The 26,549-nt window shown below is 59.2% G+C and carries 26 protein-coding genes and 1 riboswitch; of the genes, 12 read left to right on the top strand and 14 right to left on the bottom strand.

The window, feature by feature from the left end:
* Positions 1-2: 2 nt before the first annotated feature.
* A complete protein-coding gene (locus tag HWW83_RS07440; protein WP_176589171.1) occupies positions 3-1,388 on the top strand; it encodes an MmgE/PrpD family protein in 1,386 nt (461 codons plus the stop codon).
* 24 nt (positions 1,389-1,412) lie between these two features.
* Here HWW83_RS07440 and HWW83_RS07435 read toward each other — a convergent pair whose 3' ends face one another.
* Positions 1,413-1,727 (bottom strand): ArsR/SmtB family transcription factor, encoded by a 315-nt coding sequence (locus HWW83_RS07435; RefSeq protein ID WP_042784504.1) that lies wholly within the window; start codon positions 1,725-1,727, stop codon positions 1,413-1,415.
* A 186-nt stretch (positions 1,728-1,913) separates the two neighbouring features.
* On the opposite strand from HWW83_RS07435, the gene HWW83_RS07430 reads away from it, so the two are divergent.
* Both HWW83_RS07430 and HWW83_RS07425 read left to right on the top strand, forming a co-directional pair.
* Entirely contained in the window at positions 1,914-2,336 is a 423-nt protein-coding gene (locus HWW83_RS07430; RefSeq protein WP_033650398.1) for an MAPEG family protein, read from the top strand.
* Positions 2,333-2,689, top strand: a complete 357-nt coding sequence (locus tag HWW83_RS07425) for a thioredoxin family protein (RefSeq protein WP_050594418.1) — start codon at positions 2,333-2,335, stop codon at positions 2,687-2,689. Before HWW83_RS07430 ends, HWW83_RS07425 begins: the two co-directional genes overlap by 4 nt.
* Here the strand turns inward: HWW83_RS07425 and HWW83_RS07420 are convergent.
* The 5 genes from HWW83_RS07420 to HWW83_RS07400 all read right to left on the bottom strand — a co-directional run bounded on the left by HWW83_RS07420 (position 2,670) and on the right by HWW83_RS07400 (position 9,151).
* Positions 2,670-4,205: a phospholipase D family protein gene (locus HWW83_RS07420; protein ID WP_069100165.1), complete on the bottom strand. Its 1,536-nt coding sequence runs from the start codon at positions 4,203-4,205 to the stop codon at positions 2,670-2,672. The genes HWW83_RS07425 and HWW83_RS07420 overlap by 20 nt on opposite strands.
* 86 nt (positions 4,206-4,291) lie before the next feature.
* Complete coding sequence (locus tag HWW83_RS07415) at positions 4,292-5,083, bottom strand: AraC family transcriptional regulator (RefSeq protein ID WP_033643079.1); 792 nt, start codon at positions 5,081-5,083, stop codon at positions 4,292-4,294.
* Between the two features lie 356 nt (positions 5,084-5,439).
* Positions 5,440-5,757, bottom strand: coding sequence for a cupin domain-containing protein (locus HWW83_RS07410; protein ID WP_033643078.1), 318 nt, complete (start codon positions 5,755-5,757; stop codon positions 5,440-5,442).
* A gap of 233 nt (positions 5,758-5,990) precedes the next feature.
* Entirely contained in the window at positions 5,991-7,961 is a 1,971-nt protein-coding gene (locus HWW83_RS07405; protein ID WP_176589170.1) for an FAD-dependent oxidoreductase, read from the bottom strand.
* 17 nt (positions 7,962-7,978) lie between these two features.
* Positions 7,979-9,151, bottom strand: coding sequence for an MFS transporter (locus HWW83_RS07400; protein ID WP_232094507.1), 1,173 nt, complete (start codon positions 9,149-9,151; stop codon positions 7,979-7,981).
* Between the two features lie 181 nt (positions 9,152-9,332).
* Here HWW83_RS07400 and HWW83_RS07395 point away from each other — a divergent pair, with 181 nt between their 5' ends.
* Positions 9,333-10,202: a LysR substrate-binding domain-containing protein gene (locus HWW83_RS07395; protein ID WP_103101467.1), complete on the top strand. Its 870-nt coding sequence runs from the start codon at positions 9,333-9,335 to the stop codon at positions 10,200-10,202.
* A gap of 19 nt (positions 10,203-10,221) precedes the next feature.
* Here HWW83_RS07395 and HWW83_RS07390 read toward each other — a convergent pair whose 3' ends face one another.
* The 4 genes from HWW83_RS07390 to HWW83_RS07375 form a co-directional block, all read right to left on the bottom strand.
* Entirely contained in the window at positions 10,222-10,905 is a 684-nt protein-coding gene (locus HWW83_RS07390; RefSeq protein WP_103101466.1) for a hypothetical protein, read from the bottom strand.
* Positions 10,906-11,144: 239 nt separating this feature from the next.
* Positions 11,145-11,552 (bottom strand): DUF2000 domain-containing protein, encoded by a 408-nt coding sequence (locus tag HWW83_RS07385; protein ID WP_103101465.1) that lies wholly within the window; start codon positions 11,550-11,552, stop codon positions 11,145-11,147.
* Between the two features lie 53 nt (positions 11,553-11,605).
* Positions 11,606-12,454 (bottom strand): AraC family transcriptional regulator, encoded by an 849-nt coding sequence (locus HWW83_RS07380; protein ID WP_060660719.1) that lies wholly within the window; start codon positions 12,452-12,454, stop codon positions 11,606-11,608.
* 71 nt (positions 12,455-12,525) lie between these two features.
* Positions 12,526-14,406, bottom strand: a complete 1,881-nt coding sequence (locus HWW83_RS07375) for a PAS domain S-box protein (RefSeq protein WP_103101464.1) — start codon at positions 14,404-14,406, stop codon at positions 12,526-12,528.
* 180 nt (positions 14,407-14,586) lie between these two features.
* A riboswitch (Fluoride riboswitch) is annotated at positions 14,587-14,662 on the top strand.
* 40 nt (positions 14,663-14,702) lie between these two features.
* Between HWW83_RS07375 and HWW83_RS07370 the strand changes: the two genes are divergently transcribed.
* The 3 genes from HWW83_RS07370 to eno are packed head-to-tail and all read left to right on the top strand — an operon-like array spanning position 14,703 to position 17,400.
* Positions 14,703-15,668, top strand: coding sequence for a DHH family phosphoesterase (locus HWW83_RS07370; protein ID WP_080280835.1), 966 nt, complete (start codon positions 14,703-14,705; stop codon positions 15,666-15,668).
* Positions 15,669-15,671: 3 nt separating this feature from the next.
* Entirely contained in the window at positions 15,672-16,100 is a 429-nt protein-coding gene (locus tag HWW83_RS07365; RefSeq protein ID WP_033650404.1) for an adenine nucleotide alpha hydrolase family protein, read from the top strand.
* A 16-nt stretch (positions 16,101-16,116) separates the two neighbouring features.
* Positions 16,117-17,400, top strand: coding sequence for a phosphopyruvate hydratase (gene eno / locus HWW83_RS07360; protein WP_069100168.1), 1,284 nt, complete (start codon positions 16,117-16,119; stop codon positions 17,398-17,400).
* Here eno and HWW83_RS07355 read toward each other — a convergent pair.
* Positions 17,397-17,804 (bottom strand): MerR family transcriptional regulator, encoded by a 408-nt coding sequence (locus HWW83_RS07355; protein ID WP_033643072.1) that lies wholly within the window; start codon positions 17,802-17,804, stop codon positions 17,397-17,399. The genes eno and HWW83_RS07355 overlap by 4 nt on opposite strands.
* Positions 17,805-17,874: 70 nt before the next feature.
* On the opposite strand from HWW83_RS07355, the gene HWW83_RS07350 reads away from it, so the two are divergent.
* From HWW83_RS07350 to HWW83_RS07340, 3 genes are all read left to right on the top strand, one after another.
* Complete coding sequence (locus HWW83_RS07350) at positions 17,875-19,095, top strand: NADH:flavin oxidoreductase/NADH oxidase family protein (RefSeq protein ID WP_176589169.1); 1,221 nt, start codon at positions 17,875-17,877, stop codon at positions 19,093-19,095.
* Positions 19,096-19,600: 505 nt separating this feature from the next.
* On the top strand, positions 19,601-20,983 hold the full coding sequence (locus HWW83_RS07345; protein ID WP_071845182.1) for a diaminobutyrate--2-oxoglutarate transaminase: 1,383 nt from the start codon (positions 19,601-19,603) through the stop codon (positions 20,981-20,983).
* 18 nt (positions 20,984-21,001) lie between these two features.
* On the top strand, positions 21,002-22,471 hold the full coding sequence (locus HWW83_RS07340) for a pyridoxal phosphate-dependent decarboxylase family protein (RefSeq protein ID WP_069100365.1): 1,470 nt from the start codon (positions 21,002-21,004) through the stop codon (positions 22,469-22,471).
* A gap of 78 nt (positions 22,472-22,549) precedes the next feature.
* Here the strand turns inward: HWW83_RS07340 and HWW83_RS07335 are convergent, their stop codons facing one another.
* Together HWW83_RS07335 and HWW83_RS07330 are read right to left on the bottom strand one after the other, a co-directional pair.
* Positions 22,550-23,077: a carboxymuconolactone decarboxylase family protein gene (locus HWW83_RS07335; RefSeq protein ID WP_069100362.1), complete on the bottom strand. Its 528-nt coding sequence runs from the start codon at positions 23,075-23,077 to the stop codon at positions 22,550-22,552.
* A 3-nt stretch (positions 23,078-23,080) separates the two neighbouring features.
* Positions 23,081-24,118, bottom strand: coding sequence for a cyclase family protein (locus HWW83_RS07330; RefSeq protein WP_230358676.1), 1,038 nt, complete (start codon positions 24,116-24,118; stop codon positions 23,081-23,083).
* On the opposite strand from HWW83_RS07330, the gene HWW83_RS07325 reads away from it, so the two are divergent.
* Both HWW83_RS07325 and HWW83_RS07320 read left to right on the top strand, forming a co-directional pair.
* Positions 24,108-24,803 carry a helix-turn-helix domain-containing protein gene (locus HWW83_RS07325; RefSeq protein WP_226772939.1) on the top strand — a complete coding sequence of 232 codons (696 nt, stop codon included), beginning with the start codon at positions 24,108-24,110 and terminating at the stop codon, positions 24,801-24,803. The two genes, HWW83_RS07330 and HWW83_RS07325, sit on opposite strands and share 11 nt — an antisense overlap.
* 68 nt (positions 24,804-24,871) lie before the next feature.
* Positions 24,872-25,777 (top strand): LysR family transcriptional regulator, encoded by a 906-nt coding sequence (locus HWW83_RS07320; protein ID WP_160204292.1) that lies wholly within the window; start codon positions 24,872-24,874, stop codon positions 25,775-25,777.
* Positions 25,778-25,817: 40 nt separating this feature from the next.
* On the opposite strand, the gene HWW83_RS07315 is transcribed toward HWW83_RS07320, so the two are convergent.
* The gene (locus tag HWW83_RS07315; protein WP_160204291.1) at positions 25,818-26,459 is read right to left on the bottom strand and encodes a TetR/AcrR family transcriptional regulator; all 642 of its coding nucleotides are present in this window, start codon (positions 26,457-26,459) and stop codon (positions 25,818-25,820) included.
* Between the last annotated feature and the right edge of the window lie 90 nt (positions 26,460-26,549).

Here is a 26,549-nt window from a genome sequence, read left to right as displayed (position 1 = left end):
ACATGACAAAATTATCGGTCGACCCGATCGAAGAATTGATCGCTTTCGCTTCGCAGGTAGATGCGTGCATGATTCCCCCCGCCGTCCTGGCATTCCAGTGTAAACGGCTCATGGATAATCTTGGCTGTCTCGCCGCCGGCTACGATCAAAGCGGCGTTGACGCGGCGCTGTCGCTGGCCAGACGCTGGAGCGGCAACGCCGAAGCCAGCATTATCGGCAGCGAAGAGCGGCTCGCCGCGCCGCAGGCGGCGTTTGTCAACGCCGTACGCGCTCGCGCGCTCGATTATTGCGACGTGCTTTCTCCTGGCTGGCACCCCAGCTCCTCGGATATTCCTGTGGCCTTGGCGGCTGCGGAACTGTCGGGTGCTTCCGGCCTCGACACCTTGGCTGCGTTGGCCGTTGGGCAAGACTTCGCTCAACGCATCAACCTCGCCGCGCAGGCGAACGGCTTTTTCTACCGCGGGTTCGACTCGAACATCCTCGGCCTGTTTTCCGGCGCAGCGATCGCCGCCCGCCTGTTGCGCCTGGACCTGCACGCCTTTACCGACGCTATCGGCCTGGCTTTCGATTTTGGCATCGGCACCTTCCAACACTACCAGGACAAGACGCTGGCGGTACGTATCAGCCAGGGATTGGTGGCTCGCCATGCGCTGGAAGCGGTTTTAATGGCGCAGGCTGGAATAAGTGGCCCTAAACGCGTCCTGAGCGGCGAGAACGGATTTTTCAATCTCTATGCCCCGGGCGAACCCGACCTGGGATTGCTGACCCACCAATTGGGCTCCGCCTTTCTGGGTGAAGAAGCGACCTGTTTCAAACTCTACCCGCACTGCAGCATTCTGCTGGCGCTGACCGAAGCGCTGTTGAACGACGGCCCGCATCGGCAGTTGTCCGATCCCGCACGGGCGAAGATCACTCTGCATGCCTCGCCGACCATGCGCATGGTCTGCGGCGCGCCATACGAGCCGCAGAAAACGGCCGAAATCGATGCGCAATTCAGCGCGCGTTACATCATCGCCAACGCGCTGCTGCGCGGCCAGGCCAGCGCACGTGAATTCAGCGCGGCTTCAGCGACAGAACCTACGGTCGTTGCTCTGGCGCAGCGTATCGAAGTTCATGAACAACATGCCTTCGATAGGTTTGACCGCTTCGAACTACACATCACGCCGGAGCAGGATGATACGCTGCGGCTCAAGGCCGAGTTTGGCCGCGGCTGGCCGGAGAATCCGGCCGATATGCAGGATATTCGTGAGAAATTTCTTCACTGCTGTGCGCAATCACCCAGTGAGGGATTACGCCTTAATGCGCGAAAACTGATGGCCTGCATCGAGAATCTGGTCGAAGCGCCTTCGTTACAAGCCTTGTTGGCCGCAACGCGAGAAGTGCGCTAGTCCCGACGCACTTCGCCTGCCCTCTCACTTCGGCGCGTAAATCTCTCTGAGCGTGGCGATCACTTTCGCCACGTTTGGGTTATCGATACGGTAAAACAGGGTTTGCGCTTCGCGTCGGTACGTTACCAGACCTTCATTGCGCATTTTCGCCAGGTGCTGCGACAGCGCCGATTGGCTGAGCGGCACCAACTGTTGAAGCTCCCCCACGGCAATCTCATCGTGTTTCAATAGCAGGCAAAGCACCAGCAAACGGTGTTCGTTGCCTATCGCTTTCAACAGCCTGGCGGCCTCAATCGCCCCTTCATTCAAAAAAGGATCCTGCTTAGCTTTTGCATTCATGGTCAATCACGGCCCCGTCATCATTCAGCCGCATTATAGCGGCTTTCAGGCGCCGGCACAGCATTACATTAGCATCCATTAAATTAGTTATTGCTAATTTATATAATTCTAATATAGCCTTGTATTCAAGCCGAGCGGCTCTCCCTGAGGCCGCAGGCTCTTTCCCAACACAAGTGAGAATGCGTTATGAATATGCCAACCCTGGTACTGCTGGCGTTTGCCGGCTGGACATTATTGATTCTATTCGGCACCGTCGGCGTTTATCGCTGGTCCCGAATTTTAACCGGCCGCGCCACGGTCAGCGAATGGCAAGCGAATAAACCGCAGGGCAGCGATGGCTACCAGCGCGCCATTGCGGCGCATCGTAACTGCATTGAAAATTTGCCGGTTTATACCGCCCTCGTTGTAGCGATAGCCGCATTTCAGGTGGAAAGCACGACGCTGAATGTCTTGTCTCTGGTCCTGCTCGGCGCGCGCATGGCGCAGAGTCTGGTTCACATCGGTTTCGAGCAGACGGAGAAAGTCGCCACCTGGCGCTTCGCTTTCTTTTTCACGCAAATCGTCACGATGATTTGGATGGGGATAGAGATCGTCAGGAGCCTGCCATGACGATCACGAACCTGGCAGAGCCCCATGAGGTGACCCGTTTCCTCTATGACGCAGACAAACCCGAGGGGCAGCGGGCCATCCTCTACTTTTCCGCCTCCTGGTGCCGCCCTTGTCAGAATATGCAGGGGATCGTTGAACAGCTGCACCGTCACGCCAACGAGATCGCCTTCGGCCGCATTGACGTCGCGCAGGCGCCGACGGTCGCCCCTGCGTTCGGCATCAAATCCGTGCCCTCCCTCGCCCTGTTTGAGGATGCGCGCCTCATTGCAATCATCGCGGGCGAGGTTCCCTTGCAACGGCTGTTACACCGGGTGGCGACGGCCTTCGCCGGCGTTACAGCATCCACTCGATAGGCAGCCAGCCGGCCACGGTAAGAACGATGCGTTTTACCCAGCCGGCGCCGGGTTCTTGCTGGTGCACCTCGGTGTGGCCGTCTTCGAAGGCTTCTTTCCACACCATTTTGCCTTCGGGCGTCAATACCGGCCGATAGGCGGCGTATTCGAGCGGGCCATCAAACAGTTGGCGGGTGTCGGCCGCCAGCGACGGGCTATCGATCAAGAATCCCATTTCGCAGTTCAGGTGCGCCGAGCGCGGATCGAAATTGAACGAGCCGATAAACACCCGTTTGTCATCGATGGCGAAGGTTTTAGCATGCAGCGCCGCACCGGACAGCCCCAGCGGCTTGAGTTCCTTGCGCCCCGTCGGTTGCCCGGCGCGCAGCTTCAGCTCGAACAGCTCGACGCCCGCCTGCAGCAGCTCACGCCGGTATTTGGCGTAGCCGGCGTGAACCACCAGCACGTCGGTGGTGTTCATTGCGTTGGTCAGCACGCGGATGGATTTTCCCTGTTTGGCAAGCGATTCAAAGAAGGTTGCCCCTTCCCGCCCCGGCACGAAATAGGCGGAGACCAGATCCAATTGCCGGCTGACGCCGCCGATGATCTTGCCCAGCTGCGTCACCATCAAGCGATCGCGCGACGCTTTGCCCAATCCCTTCGCCGGATCGTCGGCCACCAGCTCTACCTGGGTGAATTCCGGCTGCACGGCGCCATCACGAAAGCGCACCGCACTGGTTTCCAGCTGCACCGCCAATTTACGGGCGCGCTCGCTGGTTTCGGTTGCGGCGGCCTGCGTCAGGAATGCCGAGAGGTTGCCCTGGCCCCGGATAATTTGCTCAACGCCGAATACCGAGGCGCTGTTCCAGTAGCGATCGAAGACATCGGCGGTCTCCGCCACCACGCTGCCGACGCTCAACACGTCGAGATCGAGGAAATAGTTCTCGTCGCCGACCTGGAAATACTCATCGCCAATGTTGCGGCCGCCGATGATCGCCACGGCGCCGTCGACGATGTAGGACTTGTTATGCATGCGCCGGTTCATGCGCATAAAGTCGAAGGCGTAACCGGCCAGCTTCGGCGTACGCACGGTAGACGGGTTGAACAGACGGATCTCGACGTTTTTCTGCGCGTTCAGCGCCGCCAGCGTCTCATCCATGGCGACGCCGTTATCGTCCAGCAGCAGCCGCACACGCACGCCGCGTTGGGCCGCGTCATACAGGGTTTTCAGCAGGATCTGCCCGGAGGTGTCGTTATGCCAGATATAGTACTGGGCATCGATCGACCTTTCCGCCATCCGCGCCAACGCCAGGCGGCTGGCGAACGCATCGTGGCCGCTGACCAGCGGCACCACGCCGCTCAGGCCGGGGTGTGCCGCCATCTGTTCGGCGGCCCGCGCCGGCAATAGCGCGGCAGGATCCGCCGGCAATGCCGCCTGCGGTGAACGTTGGGAAATATCCGGCAAACGAAAGATGACTCTTGCCGCAATAATGGCGATCGTCACGGCGATAATCAGGTACACGACAATTTTTATCACGGGAAGCGGCCTCGGAGGTTGACTGCTTTGCTTTATACGTCATTAGGTTGCTTCAATCTATAGGAGAAGCGCGCTCTGCAATACGGCTATAGCGTAAAGCGCGAAGGCGAAACGCCAAACAGTTTTTTAAACGCCACCGAATAGGCGCTGTGGCTCTCATAACCGCTTTCGAAAGCGGCGTGTATGATGGAGTGGCCGGCCAACAGCAGCGGAATGGACGACAGCAGCCGCAGACGCTGTTTCCACTGGCCAAAGGTGATGCCGGTTTGTTGAGTAAAGTGACGCTGGAAGGTTTTCGCGCTGATCGACAGTGAATCCGCCCAGATCTCAATGCCGCGATCGTCGGCCGGCGTGATGACCAACTGCCGGCAAATGGCGGCCATTCTCGCTTCCATCGGCCAAGGGAGATGCAGCGCCAGCTGTGGCTGCAGGCTCAGTTCCTCGAGGAACAGCGCTCTGAGCAGCGCGTGGCGTTTGGTTTCCTCGCCCTCGGGTGCCAGCGTCGCCAGTTGGGCGATCAGCTCCCGCAGCAGCGGTGACACCTGCAAAACGCCGTCGCGCAACGGCAACCGCGCGGCGGTGAATTCATCGACAAAAATCCCGTAAACGCAGATATTGCTCTGCATGACCAGTTGATGCTCCACCCCCGGCCGCAGCCAGACTGCGGTGGTTGGCGGCACGATCCAACGCCCGCTGCCCGCCTCGACCGCCATCACTCCCTGTTGCGAATAGAGCAAATGGCAACGTTTATGCGAGTGGAAAGGAACGACAAAGCCTGCCGGATAGTGTTTCACCAGCCCTGTCACCTCGAACGAGGAATTCTCGTGGCTGCTCAGGTTGATGCGTTTCGTTTCGGCGTTGTCGACTTCGAATCCCATGGTCGTTTGTCCCTTTTGATAACGCGAATGTCTTTTATTTGATAGAGAGGCCGCATGATCCTCCATATAGTGACGTTCTCGCAAGCCACACCAGGGGCCTTATGCGAATAAACTCACTATGACACCCACATTTCATCGTTCTGCGTGGTAACGGGGCGATGACATTGTGCATGCGCTGCACAATGGCGGCAACGTTGCGGGGGCGACGGAGGCCGAAAGTGATGGAAAGGGAAAGCGCGGTGGATTGAATCAGGAGGTTTATGCCTAGTCAGCAGGTAGCTTAGCCTGGGGGCGGCTCAATGCTGAAGGGATAGGGAGAGCGCCTAGGCTCTCCGCTATCCCTTCTTGTCAATACGTCAACGGGCCAGTTCGGCTCCGTCCAGCTCGGAAATCGCCAGACAAATCACTTCCGTTATGGCCTCTACCGTATAGGCGGTATTGGCAGGAATGATTAACATCTCATGAGGTTGCAGCGTCTGATCGTCAACCTTCAGTTCACCGCTCAGCACCATCAGTTTCACCCATCCCGGATGAAAACGCGCCGGTTGTCGGCTGCCCGCATCCAGCTTCAGCAACGCCGTATGGCCCGGCGTCTCCCGTTTCAAAATATGAAAGCGCACCCCATCGTAAGGCATGTTTTCGTAATGCAGTGACGCCAGTGTTCTCTTATGCATGGTAAGTGTCCTCGTGACCTGTGAGTAGCTGCTCCGCCTTCGGTCGCCGTAAAAACGTTTGGCGGCTGTCCCTACCGAAAGCACCGTCTCGCAGCCTCTTGGCGAACGGATTAACTGTCGTGCTTGCAGCGGCCTGTACGGCCTCCGCTTCATGCCTAACCTGCCTCAGGCATGCTAATAAATATATAAGAGCCTCGCCAACGGCGCAAAAAACCACTGCAACGTTGAGCGCATTACGGTGTTAATCCGTAGTCGGAAAGATTATCCAGCAGCCCGATCAGAGAGAAGAACAGCGCCGTTTGCCGAGGATCGCGCCAGCCATCGGCAAAGTCCGCCATCAGCCACAGGACTTCGTCGAGAAACAGATGCTCTACCGCCTGATGCCAGCTTTGCACTTCGCCGGCCGTCAACGCGACAAACTCACCGTACCCCGTCAAAAACAGCCGCCATTCCTGTACGGTGAACACGCGGTCGGGCGCCGAGTCCAGCGCGTTGTGGAACAGCAGCAGGACCAGCGCCAGATCGAACACGCGCGGCAAAAACAGCGCGTTATCGGGGTCGATCAGCACTGGCCTATCCTGCGCGACATAAATCAGATTATCGGCTTTAAAGTCATAGGGCGTTTCCACGCAAGGGAGATCCCGTGCGCTAAGCGCCGTCTGCCGCCCGGCAATCTGCAGCATACGCGTTTTTAGCGCCTCGATGTCGAGCGTCAGCCCCTGGCTTGCCGCATGACTGGCGATCTCGGCCAGATCCGCTGAGATATCGTCTTCAGTCAGTGCATACTCGTCATAAACCGCCAGCCCGGCGTTATTGTTTGCCGAAGATAACGCGTGGATCCTTCCCAACAGCCTGCCCGCCGCGATAATCTGCTCATCGCGGCCCGCATATTTTTCTCCCGCCACAAAGGGATAAACCACCCACATACTGCCCGCTATCTCTTGCGGACAGGCCGTCGGCGCCACGACGTCAACGCCCTGACGACGCAACGCGGTGAGATACGCCGCCAGCGCCTGGGCTTCGCCCGACGTCGGACGGGTGCGCTTCAGGACGTGCTCCCCTATCTTATAAACCGGCGCATAGGGATAAAGACTGAGCGGCGGCTGCGCGGTATCCAGCGCGAACCGACCGGCAATCGCGATGATATCCCCCCCTTCACCCCCATCATCAATAAATCGCGCCGGGCGGTAACCGTGAGGAATGGCGGGATTAACGCCGTGCAACAACTCGTCGCTGACCAGCCGACCCAACGTCGGAGCGCACATCACGGCCGGATGCATCACCGCCACATAGAGACAGGTGGCGCCCAGCGGCCCGAGGATGGGATAACCGTCGCGCGGCCTGGGGCGCAGCCCCACCGAACACGCCTGCAGTTGCAATGGCGCCGAGCCGTGCAGGCGGTTTTGAATCGCCGATCGCGCGTCCTCTTCCACGCGTTTGACATCGCCGCCCGCAGGATAATCCTCCGCCGCGAGCAGATCGCCATTTTGCGCATGACGCACTTCGATGTCGTCGCCCGCAATCAGCGTGTTCACCGCCTGCGCCGCCGCGTGATAGCGCAACAAAATTGCCGGCGACGCCTCGATCGGCAACGAGAATTCGCTGCCGTCCAGCAGCGCCGAGATCCCCGTACCGCAGGCGAGCACTACCCGTTCGGCGGCGATCGCGCCCTCCTCGGTAACGATGCCGGTTATCTGACCACCGGCCTCGCGCAGAAATCCGCTGACCGCACGTCCCAGAAGCAACTCGCCGCCCAACGCGCCTACCCGTTCGAGCAGCCGCTGTGTCACTTCTTGCGGATCGACCGCGCCATCGCGCGCCGCAAAATAGGCCTGGCTATCGGGCAGCCCGAGCGCCGGCTCCAGCGCCATCACCTCGGCGGAGGACAGACGCCGATTGTCGGGGTTTTGCGTCGCCGGCGCCTGACCATAGCTGAGCGCGCCGGACCAATTCACCCACAATTCCGGGATCTCCTGCGTCAGCCGCACCCAGTCAGCCACGATCTCGCGCCGCAGAAACGCATCGGGAGCGCCCTCTGGCACACCTTCGCTGATCCAGCCGAACGAGCTGCCTGTGGCCCCCGCCGCGGGATGCGCCTGCTCAACGACGATAACGCGCTGCCCCTGACGCGCGAGATGATAGGCGATCGATGCCCCGACAATCCCGGCGCCCACGATAACAATGCGTGATGATGTTCCATTCATTTAATGATGTCCGTACCTCATTTCAAATGTTGTCGCCAAAGCAAGCAGGCCGCCAGACAGGCTACCCCGCCGCCGCAGGCCAATACGGCATAAGACGCGCCCCAACTGTGGGTGGTATCCATCACCACGCCAAAGGAGAAAGGGGCGAACGAACCGATGCCGAACCCCAGCAACGATCGCCAGCCCATCACGCTGCCGAGCTGTTGTGGCGGTACGTTGTCCGCCATCGCGGCCGACAGCACGCCGGAGTCGCCGAGAATAAAGAAACTGCCGATGCTGACGAGCAGCAGCGTCCAGCCCGGCCCCCAGTTCGCCGACCCTCCCATCAGCAGCGAACCCAACGCGCCGGCGGCGCCCATAAACATCAGCACCGACGCGCGATTGAAATAGTCGGAAACGGTGCCGACAATCAGCGTGGCGATCATGCCGGCCAGGTGGATCACCGCCGCGACGATCAATCCGGCGCTGAGCGGATCCAGAGAGAAACCGCTCAACGCCTCGCTGACCAGGCTGGGCGCCCAGGCCCAGTTGCCGAGCAGTTCCCAGCTGTGGGCGATATACCCGATCAGCAACAGCAGGGTCGCATAGGTGATAGCATAGCTCTCACGTTTCGTCCTCCTCCCCAGCGTGCGCGGCTGCGGTTCCCGATAACCGACCAGGGCCAACGATCCCGCCAGCGCTCCCAGTAACGCACCGGCGGCGCACAGAGAAAACGCCACGCCGGCGCCCCAGCGCATGGCGCTCCAACCGGCGATGAAAACCGACAGAAAATACCCCAACGAACTGGCCGCCAGCACCATGCCGATGGCATAACCGCGCCGCGCCGGACCGTTCATCCCCATCGCCAACAGCAGCGCCGGCGTATAAGCCCCGCCCTGCGTCAAACCGACGAAGGCCATCAACACCAACGCGCTGAGATAAGAATGGGCAAATACGGCGAACAGCATCAACGCAGCGGCGCCCAGCCAGGAGAACAGCAGATAAACCCGGCGGGCGCCCAACGAGTCACACCACCAGGAGGCCACCAGCAACGCCAGGGCGTTGGTCAGGCTGAACACCGTCTGCACTGTGCCGGCCGAAGCGGCGTCGAGCTGCCACTCGCTCCTGATGGTCGGCAGCGCGCCGGCGAACATCATGGTGCCCAGACACAGACCCGCCCGGCTCACGCAAAGCAGATAAAAAGCCCGCATTTCAGCGCCGCCTCCCTGCCAACCGCAGGGGGAGAATAACGCCATTAACACGCATGACCGATAGCCAAAAGATCCGCATCATAAACTCAGCAATCAGAAGGAGATGCCTCATCATAGTGAGCAAAATCAAAGGCTGACAAACGATCTTTCTTCCCCCATTTGGTTGAGCTAGACTCAACCTATGAAAAAAATCCACTCCCTGCCGCACCTGTCCGCTTTCGAAGCCGCCGCCCGTCTCGGCAGCTTCAGCGCCGCTGCGGATGAGCTGTTTCTCACCACCGGCGCGGTCAGCCGCCATATTCGCAGTCTCGAAGCACAGCTGGGGATCACGCTGTTTTATCGCGGACACAAATCCGTGCGGCTGACGCAGGCCGGTGAGAACTTTTCCCGCACTGCGTCCCGGGTCATCGGCGAACTGTTTGCTGCGGAGAGCGCGCTGAAAGCGAGCGCCGGCCAGCAGCGGCTGGTGGTGCACAGCCTGCCGACGTTCACCATGCACTGGCTGATGCCGAAGCTGGCGGCATTCAATGAGCGTCATCCGGGGGTCGCGATTGATATCACCACCGGCATCGGCGCCGTCGATCGCAATACGCCGTTTGACGTGGCGATCCGGCGCGATCCCGCGCACTTCTCCGGGCTGAAAGCGCTCCCTTTCCTGCAGGAAGACAGCCTGCTGGTCTGCAGCCAGAGCTATTTGCACGCCAGACCGGTCATTGCGCCGGACACGCTTGGCGAGCATACCGCCATCCGCATCCGCGCCCGGGAAGATTTGTGGCGCAGCTGGCTGAATGCTTATCCGACGGCGCTGGACGCTTCGCCGCCGCCGCTTACGCTCGATCATACCTTCGCCGCCATTCAGGCGGCCGAAGACGGCCTGGGGCTGGCCGTTGTGCCTTATTTGTTCTGCGCCAAACACCTGTCGTCAGGCCGACTGGTGTCGCCTTTCCCGACGCTGACCATCCGAACCGGCGTCTATTCTCTGCTGCTGCGCGACCGGGACGATGACGTCGTGAGAACATTCGCCGCCTGGCTGCAGGCGTTTCAGGCGTAAGCGCCGGTTCGGGAACGCGTCAGCCCTCCCGGACATGCGCGAGCGTTTCATGCGTCCATTCGGTAAACCAGGCAAAAACATGGTCGACATGGGTGATACAACGTTGCCTGACGTCTTCCGCCAAGGGGATCGCAGCCAGCTCCTCATGATCCTGCAGCTGAGCATGCCCGCTCTCCAAAGCCAAATGAAACTCGCCGCAGTAACGCAGTTCGACGCCGGTCGCCTGCTGAATGCGCGTGGCCAAGGGCGCCGTCAGTCCAAACAGTACGTTGCCGGTGGCTTCAATGGCCTCAATCACCACGATCCGCTCCAGGCCGCCGAGGCTGCTTACCCGCGCGCACAGCCGGTAGGTCAATAACCGATTCGCCTGAGTGCTGTCGCTCCACAGCGTTTCCAGATGCGCCACCGTGTCGACGCAGCGGTTGTAACCGAGTTTGTCCAGATCCTCGAGATACCACGGCCAGTGATGGTCATCTTCATGGGTATGCGTATTGACTTTCCGTTGGTAAATATCGGCCGCCGGCGTTTCATTGCGCAGCATCAGCTTATTCAAATCGGCGAAAGCCATAATAAAAAACGCGATATGGGGCAGAAACGCCAACCGCTCCTGTGGCGTGCGGTTTTCATCGCGCAGGAAATCAAATAGCGGAAGTTGGGCGTAACGTGCTTTATTTACCCAAATATGCTGCAGGACGGTTTTCATAAAAACCCCCTTGATATTGAAGTGATTTGATAGATTGCGTAACGCGCTGAACGGCTTGCAAGACCAAAAGAAAAGTTGGAGAAGTATCCTGCAGTATAGCTGTTTTCGTTTTATTCACACTGAAGGATAAATAAGACATTTAATATGAGTTAAATAATCATGCCGTTGACTATTTAACTCAGCATCAAACTCTTTTAACTCTTATTCTGCGGCAAAAGCGCAGCGCGCTAACGGTATTCTCAGGCGTGGAGCGCCAGGCCTTTTATCACCTTATCCACCGCTTTCTTCGGTCCGCGCAGCGCCAGACCGACCAAATCCAGATTGTCCGCGTCTTCTGCGAGAAAAACCTGCCGGTTGGCTTCATCGTGCCCGGTCGCGAACATGGCGTGCACATAGGGGATCAACGTCAATTCCCGCTCCAGCCCTTTGCGATGCACATTTTGCAGGCCCGGCAGGTCCGAGGCAAAAATCAGCATCGGCTGTCCGGAAATACCGCCGTAGCGTCTGCCTTGCGCATCCACGTAACGCTCGCCGATGATTTCCGGGGCAGCGGCGGCGATGCCCGTCGCCAGAAAGGCCACCACATTCAGCCGCTGCCAGGTTTGCAGATCGTCGCGTACGATAAACGCTATCTTGGTATCAAACATGTTCCGCTCTACTCCGTTGTGCTGTTAAAAGCGCATCATCGGCGATGAGTGAATCAGCGGTATAGAACGTTTGTGCACTGACGTTGATAGGCCGCCGGCGATAAACGGTAGGCGCGCTGGAACCAGCGGCCCAAGTGGCTCTGATCGGCAAAGCCCACCTGCATCGCGACCTGCGCCGGCTCGTCCCCCTGCGCCAACAACAAGCGTGCGGCCCGCAGCCTCAGCCGGACCAGATAAGCATGCGGCGACTGGCCGAAAGCCCGGGTGAACTGGCGAGTCAGGCGGAAGCGGTCCAGACCGCACTGAAGCGCAAGTTCATCCAGGCTGGGATTACCCGCCATGTGCTCGTGCAAGTAGTCCCGTAAGCGATTCATCACAATCAAAGCATCATCGCTTTGGGAAGCCGGCCTGACGCGAATATGCCGCGCCAAAAGCGTCAGCAGTTGGTCCAGGCTTTGATCGCGCGCCAGCCGGCCTTCCCCCTGATGCAACGCAAAAAAAGCCTGTTGTATCGCGGTGGCCAGCATCGGATCGTCGGTCAACGTGCTGTGGAAAGCGCCTTCCAGCACTGAAGCGTCCCCTAATCCGCGGCGGTTCATCGCGTCGGAAACCCAATGCTGCGGCAGATAAAGCATGGCATAGGTAAACCCTTCGGCCTGAGGCGCATGACCATCGTGCACCGCGCCAGGCTCGATCAGCATGGCGCGTCCCGGCCGGCTGGTATGCAATGAACGATGGCAGTTGAAACGCTGTAAACCCTGCTGCGTCACGCCCACCAGCATTTCGTCATGATCGTGGGGATCGTAGGCATGCCCCTGAAAGTGGGCATTGACGCTCTCGATGCCGGTTTCGTCATCGCGCCGCAATTCCAGCCAGTCTTTGTGTTGATGATTAGACGCCATGCAATAAGTCCGGAGTTCTGCCCATAGGAAAGAAGAAAACAGCTTACCCTGAGACGGTCACCGTTTCACGCTCACAACTCGCAGATGGCATAAGTGCCCTTTCCGGCCGATTTCGCCTGATACATCGCGCCGTCGGCGCGGGTCAACAGCATCTCCTCCGTCACGTCAGTGTGTGAGGAAATCGCCGCTCCCAGGCTGGCGGATAGACTCACCGTCTGCTGCCCGATCTGCGAAATATCGGCCAGCCGCGCCAAGACGTTTTCACAAAATTCGCTGACCTCGCGCTGCGGATCCGCCAACGGCCACAGGATCACCGTGAATTCGTCACCGGCCAGACGCGAGACGCTATGGCGCTCGCCGGCGCAGGCGCTGAGCAACCTGGCGAACGTCTTGAGGATCAGATCGCCGAAGTCATGACCATAGCTGTCATTGAGAGCTTTGAAACCATCGAGATCGATGAACACCAGCGCCATTTGCCGCTGTTCGCAACAGGCCTGCAGCGTGCCGGACAACCGACGCAGGAAGGCGCGGCGGTTGGTCAATCCGGTCAGCATGTCGTGCGTGGCATCGTACTCCAACCGTTGCTGCAGGCGCTTCAACTCGGTAATGTCCATGGACAGAATATAAAACCCCTGAGCTTCGCACGGCACCAGCGTGGTGTGGATCATCAGCAGCCCCTTCTGGGTCTGGAGCTCATTTTCGAAGCTGACCATTTCGCCCGCCAAAGCCCGCGCGATCATCGGCCGGGCCATCTGATACACGCTTTCCCCCATGAACTCGCGCACCGTCATGCCCTGCAGGCTGGCCTCTTCCAGACCAAACCAGGTCTTATAGGCGCTGTTGGCGAACAGGTAGCGTTCATTGCCGTCGATCTGGCTGATTAAGGCCGGCATATTGTCGGTAATGGCGCGCAGACGCTCCTTCTCCGCACTGAGCTGATATTCGGCGAGCACCCGGGTCTCAATCTCTTCGTTGAGCTTTTTAACCACCACGTTCAGCTCCTGCGTGCGGATTTCGACGCGTTGTTCCAGCTCGTGTTGCAGAGCGAACAGATCGGCCTCGGCCGCTTTACGCTCGCTGATATCGACGATAACCGAGATGAAATGGTCCGGCTTGCCGTTCGGCAAACGATTGAGCGCCACCGTCAGCTGCACCCAAACGATCGAGCCGTCGGCGCGGAAATAGCGTTTTTCCATCGAATAGGTACTGATTTCATTTTTCAGCAGCTGCTGCAGCTTTTCCAGGTCGGTGTTGAGATCGAGCGGATAGGTAATGTCCTGGAAGGTGCGATCCATCAGCTCGCGCTCGGAGTACTGAAGCATTTCGCAGATGCGCGGATTCACCCGCAGCCAATATCCTTGCAGCGAGACCAGCGCCATCCCTACCGCCGCCTGGGCAAAGGTCTGTTCGAACAAGGCTTCCGAGCGTTGCAGGTTGGACTTCAGGTTTTCGGTATAGACGTGGCGTTCAATGCTCTGGAGGTACTCTTCCACCACGGCGGCGAAGTCGTGCAGATCGGCCACCTGCTCCGGGGAAAACGGCTGCGGCTGGCTGTCGATAATGCACAGGGTGCCGAGCGGCAAGCCGTCGAGCGACAGCAGCGGTTGCCCGACGTAAAAACCGATCCTCGGCCCGCCGATCACCAGCGGATTATCGAAAAAGCGCGGATCCTTGGCGGTATCGGGCACCACCAGCGCTTCGCGTTGCAAGATGGCATGGCCGCAAAACGAGATATTGCGCGGCGTTTCTCGGGCATCCAGACCGTAGCGCGATAAAAACCATTGGCGATCCCGGTCGATCAGTGACACCAGCGCAATGGTGACGCCGAAATATTTCGCAGCTAGCCGCGTGATGCGATCCAGCTTTTCTACTGAGTTCGAATCCAGCACGTTCAGCGAATCCAATACCGACAGGCGTTCGGCTTCGTTTTCGGGGAAGCATGGCTCGAGCATGTTGACTCCCATTGTGACACCCACGGATCCGGTGCAGCCGGCCGGCGTGATTCCGTTCAGCCTATCCGTCGGTTAGCGGCAAATATCCTTGTCCATCATAGACTCACTCAGTATCAATCCGATTATGCATTCTCGCCAGCTTTGCCGGGCGTTGCGTTTGCCACCGCGCTGCGCTACAGTCGTTCACAAGGTGATGGTGTTCCACCTTTCCCAACCGCCGCGTTCGCTCGAACCGGATGATGACGCCTGATATACAACTTCGCTTTATTTTTTAGGCAGGTATGTCAGGAGTCGCTATGAATGAAATCTCACGTATTACCCCTTTTCCGTCCCAGCCTGATCTCGCCGTGCGGGAAATGCCGCTGTACGTTTTCGGCCATAAAAATCCCGACAGCGACAGTATCTGCAGCGCGCTGGTGGTCGCGGACTGGCTCAATCACCTCGGCAAACCGGCCGTCGCTTTCCGCCTTGGCGAATTGACGCCGGAAACCCGCTACATACTGGCCGCCGCCGGCGTACAAGCGCCTGCGCTGCTGACAGACGATCTCCGTGACCGCAAAGTCTGGCTGGTGGATTTTACCGACGTCGAACAAGGGCCGGCCTCATTGCCCGACAGCGATGTGGTCGGCGTTATCGATCATCACCGGCTGGGCACCTTGATCACCCGCAACCCGCCCGATGTCTGGATCCGCGCCGTTGGCTGTTGCGCCACCGTGATCCTGTCCATACTGACGTCAGATACGCCGATGCCGCTTTCTTCCGCCCAGGCCACGCTGCTGCTGGGCGCGATTTTGAGCGATACCGTTGCGCTGAGCGCACCGACCACCACCGAACAGGATCGGGTGGCGGTCGCGCGGTTATGCGCAATCTCTCACGTTGACTATGACGCCTTCACCGCCGGATTGCTTGCCGCCAAAACCGATCTTTCGGGGCAATCCGCCCCGCAGTTGCTGCACCGTGACGCCAAGAATTACCGCATCCATAGCGTCTCGCTGCTGCTGTCGCAGATAGAAGTGCGGGCTATGAGCGATATCGATCCGCTGTTGCCCGCGCTGCAACAGGCGCTCGAGCAGGCTAAGCAGGAGGCCGGGCTGGAGATGGCCGCGCTGCTGGTTACCGATATCACCCGCCACCGCTCTACCCTGTATTTCTCGTCGAACCGGGTGCTGGCCATTCGGCAGGTGTCGCTGCCCGGCATGACGAGCCGGAAAAAAGAGGTTTTACCGTGGTTAACCCTACAGATTGCTAACGCAGGGAGATAAGTCATGCCGCTCTATCAACATGCTTTACTGCTGGTGCAGGATGAACGCGACGGCCGGCTGCTGTTGCGCCACGCCGAACGCCTCAATCAGCAGATGAATACGCGCATTACCGTGGCGCACATCAGCGCCGACTATGCCGAGCTGGACTACCTCAGCGATGCACAAACCAAAGATCGCCAGTCCAGCGAGGTGATCGCCGCCAAAGCCATGCTCAGCCGCCTGGTGGAAGACTGCTCAATCCCCCTGGAGGTGCGCGCAATGGTCAGCATCCATCGCTTCAAAGACGTTGAAACCCTGATTGCCCGTGAAGGCGTCGATCTGTTGCTGCTTGGCCATCAGAACCGACCATTCGGCGTCTTTGCCTCCTTCGGCTTCGAGTTCGTTAACCATTTGTCGATCGACGTGCTGATAAAGCACGTGCCTACTCCCTAGAATGAGGTGATCATCCATGAGCTATGAAATTGAAAACGTAACCGCCAGAGAGATCCTAGATTCGCGCGGCAATCCCACCGTCGAAGTTGAAATGACTGCGGCGGGCGTCGTAGCACGGGCTTCGGTTCCCTCCGGCGCCAGCACCGGTTCGCGCGAGGCAGTGGAACACCGCGACGGCGATCCGCACCGTTACGGCGGCAAAGGCGTATTGGAGGCGGTGCACAGCGTCAAAACGGCGATCAACGAGGCGCTGCGCGGGGTGGATGTGCGCCAACAAGAGGAGATAGACCGCCGGCTGATCGCGCTGGACGGCAGCGAGAACAAGAGCCGATTGGGAGCCAACGCCCTGCTTGGCGTTTCTTTGGCGGCCGCCCGCCTCGCGGCGAAATTGTCGCAGCTGCCGCTGTATCGTTATCTGGGCGGTATCGGCGCCAACCTGCTGCCGGTGCCCTGCATGAATATCATCAACGGCGGCGTGCATGCCCGCTGGCAAGGCGCGGACTTTCAGGAGTTTATGATAGCGCCGCTGGGCGCGCCGTCGCTGCGCGAGGCCGTGCGCTGGGGCAGTGAAGTTTATCAGGCGCTGCGCCAAATCCTGTTGGAAAAAGGCCTGTCGGTCGGCGTCGGCGACGAAGGTGGTTTCGCGCCGGCGGTTGCCTCGAACCGGCAACCGCTGGAGCTGATCGTGCAGGCGATAGAGAAAGCCGGTTATCAACCGGGAGACGATATCGCCATTTGCATGGACCCGGCCTCGAGTGAATTCTATGCCAACGGCAAATACCGCCTGCGCAGCGAAAACGCTGAGCTGGATGCCGAACAGATGACGGCCTATTACCAGCGGCTGGTGCAAGATTTTCCCATCGTGCTGATTGAAGACGGTTTGGCCGAGGACGACTGGGCGGGCTGGCGCATTCTCAGCGACGCCCTGGGCGATCAGGTGGAACTGGTCGGTGACGATCTGTTCGTCACCAACGTGAAATACATCCAGCGCGGGATTGATGAAAGATTGGCCAATGCGGCGCTGATCAAGCTGAACCAGATTGGCACGCTGAGCGAAACTTTCGCCGCCGTGCAGCTTTGCCAGGCAAATGGCTGGGGCGCCTTTATCTCACACCGCAGCGGCGAAACCGTCGACAGCTTTATCGCCGATATGACGGTTGCGATGCGAGCCGGCCATTTGAAAACCGGCGCGCCGTGCCGCGGCGAGCGGATCGAAAAATACAATCAGCTGATGCGCATCGAAGACCAATTGGGCAGCGCGGCGGTATATGCCGGACGCGCCGCCTTTAAACACCGTTAATCTTTGCAGGCCGGCCACGCACCGGCCTGTTTTTCATTTTTTGCGCGGCATAATCCCGCCACGCCGGATTCCAACAGAATACGCCGCGTCGCCATCAACGTCTCACGCTGCTCGTTCAGCGTCGCCATCATCCGTTCGATTTCCGCCAGCCGGCTGTCGACGCCTTGCATCAACCCATCCTGATAGGCGCTGCCCTGCAGCGCCAATACCCCGCGGATCGCCTGCAGCGAGAACCCCAGATTCTGGCCGATTTGGATCAGGTGCAGCCGCTCCAACGCGCTTTCGCTATACACCCGATATCCGTTAACGCCGCGCACCGCTTTGGGCAGCAGACCCTGCTGTTCGTAGTAACGTATCGCCGAGGCGGCCATGCCGGCGCGTTCCGCCAACTCTCCGATTTTCATGCCCTATTGACCTTAAAGTTAACTTTAAACCTAGTATAGCGCCATTCCCCCTGCGACAGGAACGTACCCGATGTTTACCCCGCTGATTCTGCCCAACGGCAGCCGCTTACCCAACCGTTTGGCCAAAGCCGCGTTGGAAGAAAATCTGGCCAATGAAGGCCAACTGCCCGGCCCCGCACTATGGCGTCTGTATCGCCACTGGGGTATCGGCGGCGCCGGCCTCATCATCACCGGCAACGTGATGATCGACGGACGCGCCATGACCGGCCCCGGCGGCGTGGTGCTGGAACAGGATACGCCGCTCGAGGCGTTCAAAACCTGGGCGGCGGCCTCGCGCCAGGAAGGCGCGCAGGTATGGATGCAGCTCAGCCACCCGGGCCGTCAGGTGATGGCCAACATGGGCGGCAACGCCTGGGCGCCCTCCGCCATCCCGATGGCGATGGGCAAGTACAGCAAGGCGTTCGCGCAGCCGGAAGCCATGAGCGAAGCGCAGATTGCCGAGGTGATCGCCCGCTTCGCCGCCAGCGCGCACGCCGCCGAAAAGGCCGGGTTTACCGGCGTGCAGATCCACGCGGCGCACGGCTACCTGATCTCCCAGTTTTTGTCGCCGTTGGCCAACCAGCGCAGCGATCGTTGGGGGGGCGAATTGGCGAATCGCGCCCGTCTGCTGCTGGAGGTGGTGCGCGCGGTGCGCCAGCGTGTCTCGCCAGACTTTTGCGTGGCGGTGAAGCTCAATTCAGCCGATTTTCAGCGCGGCGGCTTTTCGCCGGACGAGGCCCGACAGGTATTGTTGATGCTCAACGAACTGCCGGTCGATCTGGTGGAGTTGTCGGGCGGGAGTTATGAAAGCCCGGCGATGCAGGGGGAAGCCGCAGACGACAGCACCCTGGCGCGCGAAGCCTATTTTCTGACCTTCGCCCGCGATCTCGCCGCAGTAGCGCGCATGCCGGTGATGACCACCGGCGGCATCGCCCGCCCGTCGGTGGCGCAACGGGTGCTGAACAGCGGCGTCGCGGTGGTCGGCATCGCCACCGCCATGGCGGAAATTCCCGATCTGCCGCGCCGCTGGCAAACCGGTGAAGCCCCTCATGCGCTGCCCGCACCGGTAAAATGGCGCGACAAAACGCTGACGCTGCTCGCCCGCATGGCGCTGATCAAGCGCCGCATGTACGCCCTGAGCCGCGATCGGACGCGCAACGTGCGCTACTCCCCGCTGTGGTCGCTGCTCATCGATCGGTGGCGCACCCGTCGCACTCTGCGGCGCTATCATGCCTGGTTACGGCAACGTTAATGACCGCGGCGCCGGCAGACACGCCGGCGCCGCACAAAAATCCCGCTGTTTTGATCGCGCTACGTAAAATCTGCAAGAAATCACCACTCTGGATACTGCGCTTTTAACGCTCGACTGCTTATATTCATCACAAATTTTGTGTATATAACCGCTATAGGACTTAAGGTGGTGAATAGATGAAAATAAGCCGCTATTTTCTATTTATGTTATTAATCGGAAATTCACCTTAATAATAAATGCATTAAAGAAGCAGCCAAAGGAAAGCAGAAAAGGATTTTTACGCAATGTTAAAGAAATGTTGTTTTTTGCCGGCAAAACCAACGGTCAACAAATCAACAACATATTGATGAGCCTAAGAAAAAACTAAACAATTCAAAACAAAATCGGCTATTGAGTCCCAGGCGAAAAAGCCATATATTGGTCGCGCTTTTCACAAGGCAGTTACTTTTCTAATTCATTAATTCAATCGTTGCGTCTTGAGACCTTCGGTTGTAGGAGAGATATGATGACGGATAAAGTCCGTATTGATACTTTAGTTGCAAACTCATTAAACGGAAACAATGAAACCTATTTGGCGCGTCAAGCCGAATTTGAGTCGAATGTTAGGAGTTATCCGCGCAAATTGCCGTTGGCAATTGCGAAAGCCCAGGGCGTTTGGATCACTGATGTTGAGAATAATCAATATCTTGATTGCCTGGCCGGGGCGGGAACGTTGGCTCTTGGACATAATCACCCCGACGTCCTGCAAAGCATCCAAAATGTCATTACCAGCGGCTTGCCGTTACATACTCTCGATCTCACGACTCCGTTGAAAGATCGTTTCTCCGACTACCTGCTCTCTCTGTTGCCGGGCGAAGGCAAAGGGTACTGCCTGCAGTTCTGCGGCCCGTCCGGCGCCGATGCGGTGGAAGCCGCGCTGAAGCTGGCGAAAAAACACACTGGCCGTTCCGGCGTGATCAGCTTCTCCGGCGGCTACCACGGCATGACCCACGGCGCGCTGTCGGTCACCGGCAACCTGTCGCCGAAAGCGGCCATCAACGGCATGATGCCGGAAGTGCAATTCATGCCTTATCCGCATGAATACCGCTGCCCGCTGGGCATCGGCGGCGAAGCCGGCGTCAAGGCGCTGACCTACTACTTCGATAATCTGATTAACGACGTGGAAAGCGGCGTGCGTAAACCGGCGGCGGTGATCCTGGAAGCCGTTCAGGGCGAAGGCGGGGTTAACCCGGCCCCGGCCGAGTGGCTGCAGCGCATTCGCAAAGTGACGCAGGAACACGGCATTCTGCTGATCATCGACGAAGTTCAGGCCGGTTTCGCCCGTACGGGCAAGCTGTTCGCCTTCGAACACGCCGGCATCGAGCCGGACATCATCGTGATGTCGAAAGCGGTCGGCGGCGGCTTGCCGCTCGCGGTGCTGGGCATCAAAAAAGAGTTCGATGCCTGGGAACCGGGCCACCACACCGGCACCTTCCGCGGCAACCAGCTGGCGATGGCCACCGGCCTGACCACCCTGCAGTACCTGAAGGAGCATAAGGTCGCCGACAAAGTGGCCGCTCAAGGCGAATGGCTCAAAGGCAAGCTGGCCGAGCTGCAGAAACGTTATCCGGTGATCGGTCACGTCCGCGGTCTGGGCCTGATGATCGGCATCGAGATCGTCAAGCCGAACGAAGCGCAGGATCACATGGGCTGCTACCCGGCCGATGGCGAGCTGTCCGCGCTGCTGCAGAAAAAATGCTTCGAATCCGGCTTGATCCTGGAGCGCGGCGGGCGCAACGGCTGTGTGCTGCGCCTGTTGCCTTCCCTGCTGATCACCAATGATGAGCTGGGTATTTTCCTGGATAAATTTGAGCAGGCGCTGTTGGCCGCCGGCGTCAAGCCAGTCTGATTGGAGCGAATGACCGCGATGTCCAAGTTAAACCCGATTCTGGCTTCCTCGGCGCACAGCGCCGAGGCTTACCGCCAGGCGATCGCACAGAGCAGTGAAGCCGTCGTGCAGTGGCTGCAACAGCCCGAGATGTATCAGGGCAAAAGCGTTGCCGAACTGCGCGAGCGCATCCAGCTCGACTTTACCCCGCAAGGCCTGGGCAACCAGGCGGCGATCGAGCGCGCCATCGAGTACTTTTTGAAAGACAGCCTGTCGGTGCACCACCCGCAGTGCGTGGCGCACCTGCACTGCCCGAGCCTGGTGATTAGCCAGGCCGCTGAAGTGCTGATCAACGCCACCAACCAGAGCATGGACTCCTGGGATCAGAGCCCGTCGGCCACGCTGATCGAAATGAAGCTGATCGAGTGGCTGCGCGCCCAGGTCGGTTACCAGCCCGGCGACGCCGGGGTGTTCACCAGCGGCGGCACCCAGAGCAACCTGATGGGGCTGATGCTGGCGCGCGATGCATTCTTCGCGCGTCAGGGCCACTCCGTGCAACAGGACGGTCTGGTGGGCGATCTGCGCAAGCTGAAAGTGTTCTGTTCTGAAAACGCCCACTTCTCGGTGCAGAAGAACATGGCGCTGATGGGCCTCGGCTACCAGTCCGTCACGCTGGTGAAAACCGATCGCTTCGCCCGCATGGACGTGAACGATCTGGCGGAAAAACTGGCGCAGGCCAAGGCTAACGGCGAGCAGGTGATGGCGATCGTCGCCACCGCCGGCACCACCGATGCCGGCGCGATCGACCCGCTGCGCGATATCGCGCGGCTGGCGGCGGAGCAGAAAATTTGGGTGCACGTGGATGCGGCCTGGGGCGGCGCGCTGCTGCTCTCCGAGCAGTACCGCGACTACCTGGACGGCCTGGAGCTGGTGGACTCCATCACCCTGGACTTCCATAAGCAGTTCTTCCAGACCATCAGCTGCGGCGCCTTCCTGCTGAAAGACGAGCGCCACTACGAGCTGATGCGCTATCAGGCGGCCTACCTGAACTCCGAATTCGACGAAGCGCAAGGCGTGCCGAACCTGGTCTCCAAATCGCTGCAGACCACCCGCCGCTTCGATGCATTGAAGCTGTGGATGGGGCTGGAAGCGCTGGGGCAGAAGCAGTATGCCGAGATCATCGATCATGGCGTCTCGCTGGCGCAACAGGTGGCGCGTTACATCGCCGATCAGGAATCGCTGGAACTGGTGATGCAGCCGCAGCTGGCCAGCGTGCTGTTCCGCTACCGTCCGGCGCAGCTGGCGGCGAACGGCGACGCGGCCGTCGCGCTGTTTAACCAGCGTATCGGTGACGCCTTGCTGGAATCGGGCCGCGCCAACGTCGGCGTGACCGAGTTCGATGGCGTAACCTGCCTGAAGATGACGCTGCTGAACCCGATCGTCACGCTGGAAGACATCAAGCTGTTGCTGGCATTGGTCGAGAAAACCGCGCAGCAGCTGCCGGCGTAACCCTCTGCCATTGCACATTAAAAGCCGATAACCTGGGGTTATCGGCTTTTTTATCGCGCTCACGCCGGGCGTGCGCACTCAATCCGTTGACATGTTTTCCCAGGACGTCGCTTGATCGTCCAGATCGATTTCCAGCGTTTCCAAAAAGCGCGCCGTCATCATGTAGTGCCCAATCATTAATGACAGCTCAGCCAGTTGAACCTCATCGTAATAGTGCCTGACCGCGTGAAATGTGTCGGCAGAGACCTTCACCTGTTTCACGCATTCATCGACAAAATGCAAGATGGCGACCCCTCTAGCGTCGATGCCCACACCCTGCTCTATTTTTTCTATGTCGTCATCGTGCCACCCCGCAAGGATCGCCAGTGGGTAGTGTTGCATGCGTTCATAAGCGCTGCCGCTCAACGCGCCAACCCTTAATATGATCATTTCCCGATCTTTATCGCACAGTCGCCCGGCAGGAAAGGAAGCCCCCAGGGACAGATATCCCTGCGCCGAACGGCTGGTTTTCAACAGCCCCAGCGTAAGGTTGGCGGGGAAACGGGCATATTGCTGCTGCTGTTCAGCCGTTAATTCACTCACCGTCGGCAGTTTTATTCTGGCCATCGTTTATTCTCCTGCGCGTTCATCGATAATTGCAACCGGCCGTGCCCAGCCGGCGGATGCCTTATAAACCTTGACCGGCAGGCTGATCACGTTAAATCCACAGGGCGGCAGCAATTCAAGATTGCACAGTTTTTCAATCTGGCAATAAGGATATTGACTGCCGGCATAATGCCCTTCCCAAATAAGCGAAACATCGCCGCTTTGTTCAAATTTGGTGCGCGTATGGCTGAATGGCGCGTCCCAGCTCCAGGCATCGGTGCCGACCACCCTGACGCCGCGCTCGGTAAGATACAGCGTCGCTTCACGGCCCATGCCGCAACCGCGATGAATGAAATCTTCGCTGCCGTAACGCCCGCCGGCCGCCGTGTTGACCAGGACGATATCGCCGGCGGTGATATGATGGCCGATCTTCGCTAATTCACGCTCAATATCATGCGCAGTGGCCACATAACCGTCGGGAAAATGGCGAAAATCCAATTTGACGCCAGGGCCGATACACCATTCCAACGGTATTTCATCAATGGTTTTTGACGCCGATCCGTCATCCATATGTGAATGGTAGTGATAAGGGGCGTCCATATGCGTCCCAGCATGGGTGCTCATGCGGACAAACTCCACCGCCCAGCCCTCCTGACGCGGCAGCTCCCGGGGATCCAGGCCGGGAAATGATTCCGCCAGCTGCAACGCTCCGCGCTTGTTATCAACATACTCGATTTCCGGCAGAAAACTTTCCGGATCGGAGGCGATCCCGCTCATCAGCGGCACCGAAAGATCAATGATTTTGCCGTACATAAGGTTACCTTTATCCAGGGGAATGACCTGCCCAGAGTAAGCTTTCCCCATAGAATAGAAATGCCGATTATCAGACAACTTATTGTTATAATAGGAAGGCGCAGCCATGAGCGGACAGGAAGGCGTCATGAAACCGTCAGAATTGACCGGGGAAGCCCCAATATCGATTTGGTTCAGAAATAAATCCTGGCCGGCAGGAGCGCAATTCCCTTTACAGGCGTTGCCCTGGGGAAAACTGATGTATTCCATGAAAGGGCTGGTGGAAATAAATATTGAGAGCAATATTTATTTATCCACGCCGGAATATGCCATTTGGCTTCCCGTTAATACCGAACATGAATCCGTCGCAAAGAGTGCAATTGATTATGTCATTCTTCATGTCAGTCCCCCACTATGCCAATTCTTACCGAACAAACCGCAAACCCTGCGGCTGAATAAGGTCGTCAAAGCGGTGCTGGCCGATTTTTCAGAAAGGCGTATTGGCTATCCGCGCACGCCTCAGGACCAGACGTTGGTTACCGCGTTGCTTGAGCAGCTGGCGCTGTCGGAGCGTTTTGACAGCTATCTGCCGCTCGGCAGCGACGACGTTATCAAGATCATGACCGAAAAGATGAGCGCCGCGCCGCACGATCTCAACACGCTGGCACAATGGTCGGGCATGCTGGGCTTGAGTGAGCGTACGCTGTCTCGGCGATTTCTCGCCGCTACCGGCATCTCTTTCAATGAATGGAAGCTGAGAAGCAAAACCCTCATGGCGATGAGGCTGTTGCAGGAAGGGAAAGCCGTCAAATATGTCGCCTCTACCCTGGGGTATAACGATCCTTCCGCCTTTATCGCCATGTTCAGACGACAAACGGGCCAGTCTCCCTCCGGTTTTTTAGCGGTAAGTCATGGCACATCGAAAACAGGCTCAGGCATAATGCATGGCGACTGATGCAGCATTAGCACGCACAAACTGCATCGAACGCCTTCCCCCTATTCAGCACGACAGGATGCGCACGCATGACAGACCCTGATTTCAACCTGCTGATCGCGCTCGACGCGCTGCTGACGGCGGGCAGCGTTGCCGGCGCGGCGCGACGTCTCGGTTTAAGCGCCTCGGCGATGAGCCGTACCCTCAGCCGACTGCGCACGGCGACCGGCGATCCCCTGCTGGTGCGTGCCGGCCGTCATATGGTGCTGACGCCCTACGCCGAAACGCTGCGCGAGCGGGCGCGGCACGCGGCGTTCGAAGCGCGCGCTGTGTTGCGTCCGGCGCAGGGAGCATTGGATCCCGCCGCGCTGGATCGTACCTTCACCCTGCGCGCCAACGACGGCTTTGTCGAGGCCTTCGGCCCGGCGCTGATCGCCGCCGCCGCCGAACAGGCGCCGCGAGTGCGGCTGCGCTTTGCGCCCAAGCCGGAGAAAAGCGACCGCCCCCTGCGTGAAGGTCTGGTCGATCTGGAGATAGGCGTACTGGGTGACATGGGCCCGGAAATCCGCCTGCAGGCGCTGTTTCGCGATCGCTTCGTTGGCGTGATGAGAACCACGCATCCGCTGGCGCAACAGCCGGAGATCGGCGCCGCCGACTACGCCGCCTGCGGCCACGTGGTGGCCTCGCGCAGCGGGCGCATCCTCGGGCCGGTAGATGCCGCACTGGCGGAGCTGGGGCTGACGCGCCAGATTGCCGCCGTGGTGCCGAGCTTTCCGGCCGCGCTGGCGGTGGCGCAGGCCTCGAACCTGCTGGCGCTGTTGCCCGCCTCCTTCCTGCAGGCTCAACCGGCCGACGGCCCGCTGCGCGTCTTCGAGCTGCCGGTGAAAACGCCGCCCATTACCGTCTCGCAAATGTGGCACCCGCGTCTGGACGCCGAGGCGGATCACCGTTGGCTGCGGCAGTTGGTGTTGGCCGTTTGTCGCCAATGGGTGTAGACACCGCGCGCAGCAGGTGACAATGTCACCCAATATTCTCTTATGGTGCCGCGCGCGCGTTTAAATCGGCCAGATAAGCGCAGAACATGTCCGCCATCGCATCGGCATAAGACGCGATCTCGGTATCGGTTCGCGGCGTTTCGGAGAATTGCTTGCCCGCAGCCCCCAACGTGCCGACGATCAGATCGCCCGCCAACCGACGAGTGAACGGCGGCACATCAGGCAACGCTTCGCACATGAAAACCTGCACGATACCCTTGCCGGTCGCCTTCACCGCCTGTGCCTCCGGCGCATCTCGGTAAAGCGGCGCCGCATCATTCAACGCTACGCGCATCTGCGCTTCTTCACATTCCGAACGGATAAATGCCTGCGCCAGCAACCGCAGGCGCTCGTACGGCGTTTTCTCGCGGTCGGCCAAAATACGGCTCAGCATATCGGTGGTCTGTCGCCATTCGTCGCTCTGCAAACGAAACAGGATTGCCGCCTTGTTGGGGAAATACTGATAAAGCGACCCGACGCTGACGCCGGCACGTTCAGCCACTCTGGCGGTAGTGAAACGTGCCGCCCCCTCCTGCGCCAAAACCTGAATAGCAGCGGTCAGAATGGCGGAAACCAGTTCGGCAGATCGCGCCTGTTGTGGTTGTTTTCTCGAGGAAATTTGCTTACTGCGGCGTTCAGTCATAGCGGACGGCCAATGCGAATAGAGGAATACGAATAGTTCGTCATATTATAGCGGCATGCGCTAACGCGCTCCATTTACGACAGGAAATTA

Source organism: Serratia ureilytica, assembly GCF_013375155.1.
Classification (GTDB): Bacteria; Pseudomonadota; Gammaproteobacteria; order Enterobacterales; family Enterobacteriaceae; genus Serratia; species Serratia ureilytica.
The sequence above is the reverse complement of the archived record's forward strand: the minus strand, read 5'-3'. Positions and strand labels throughout refer to the sequence as shown.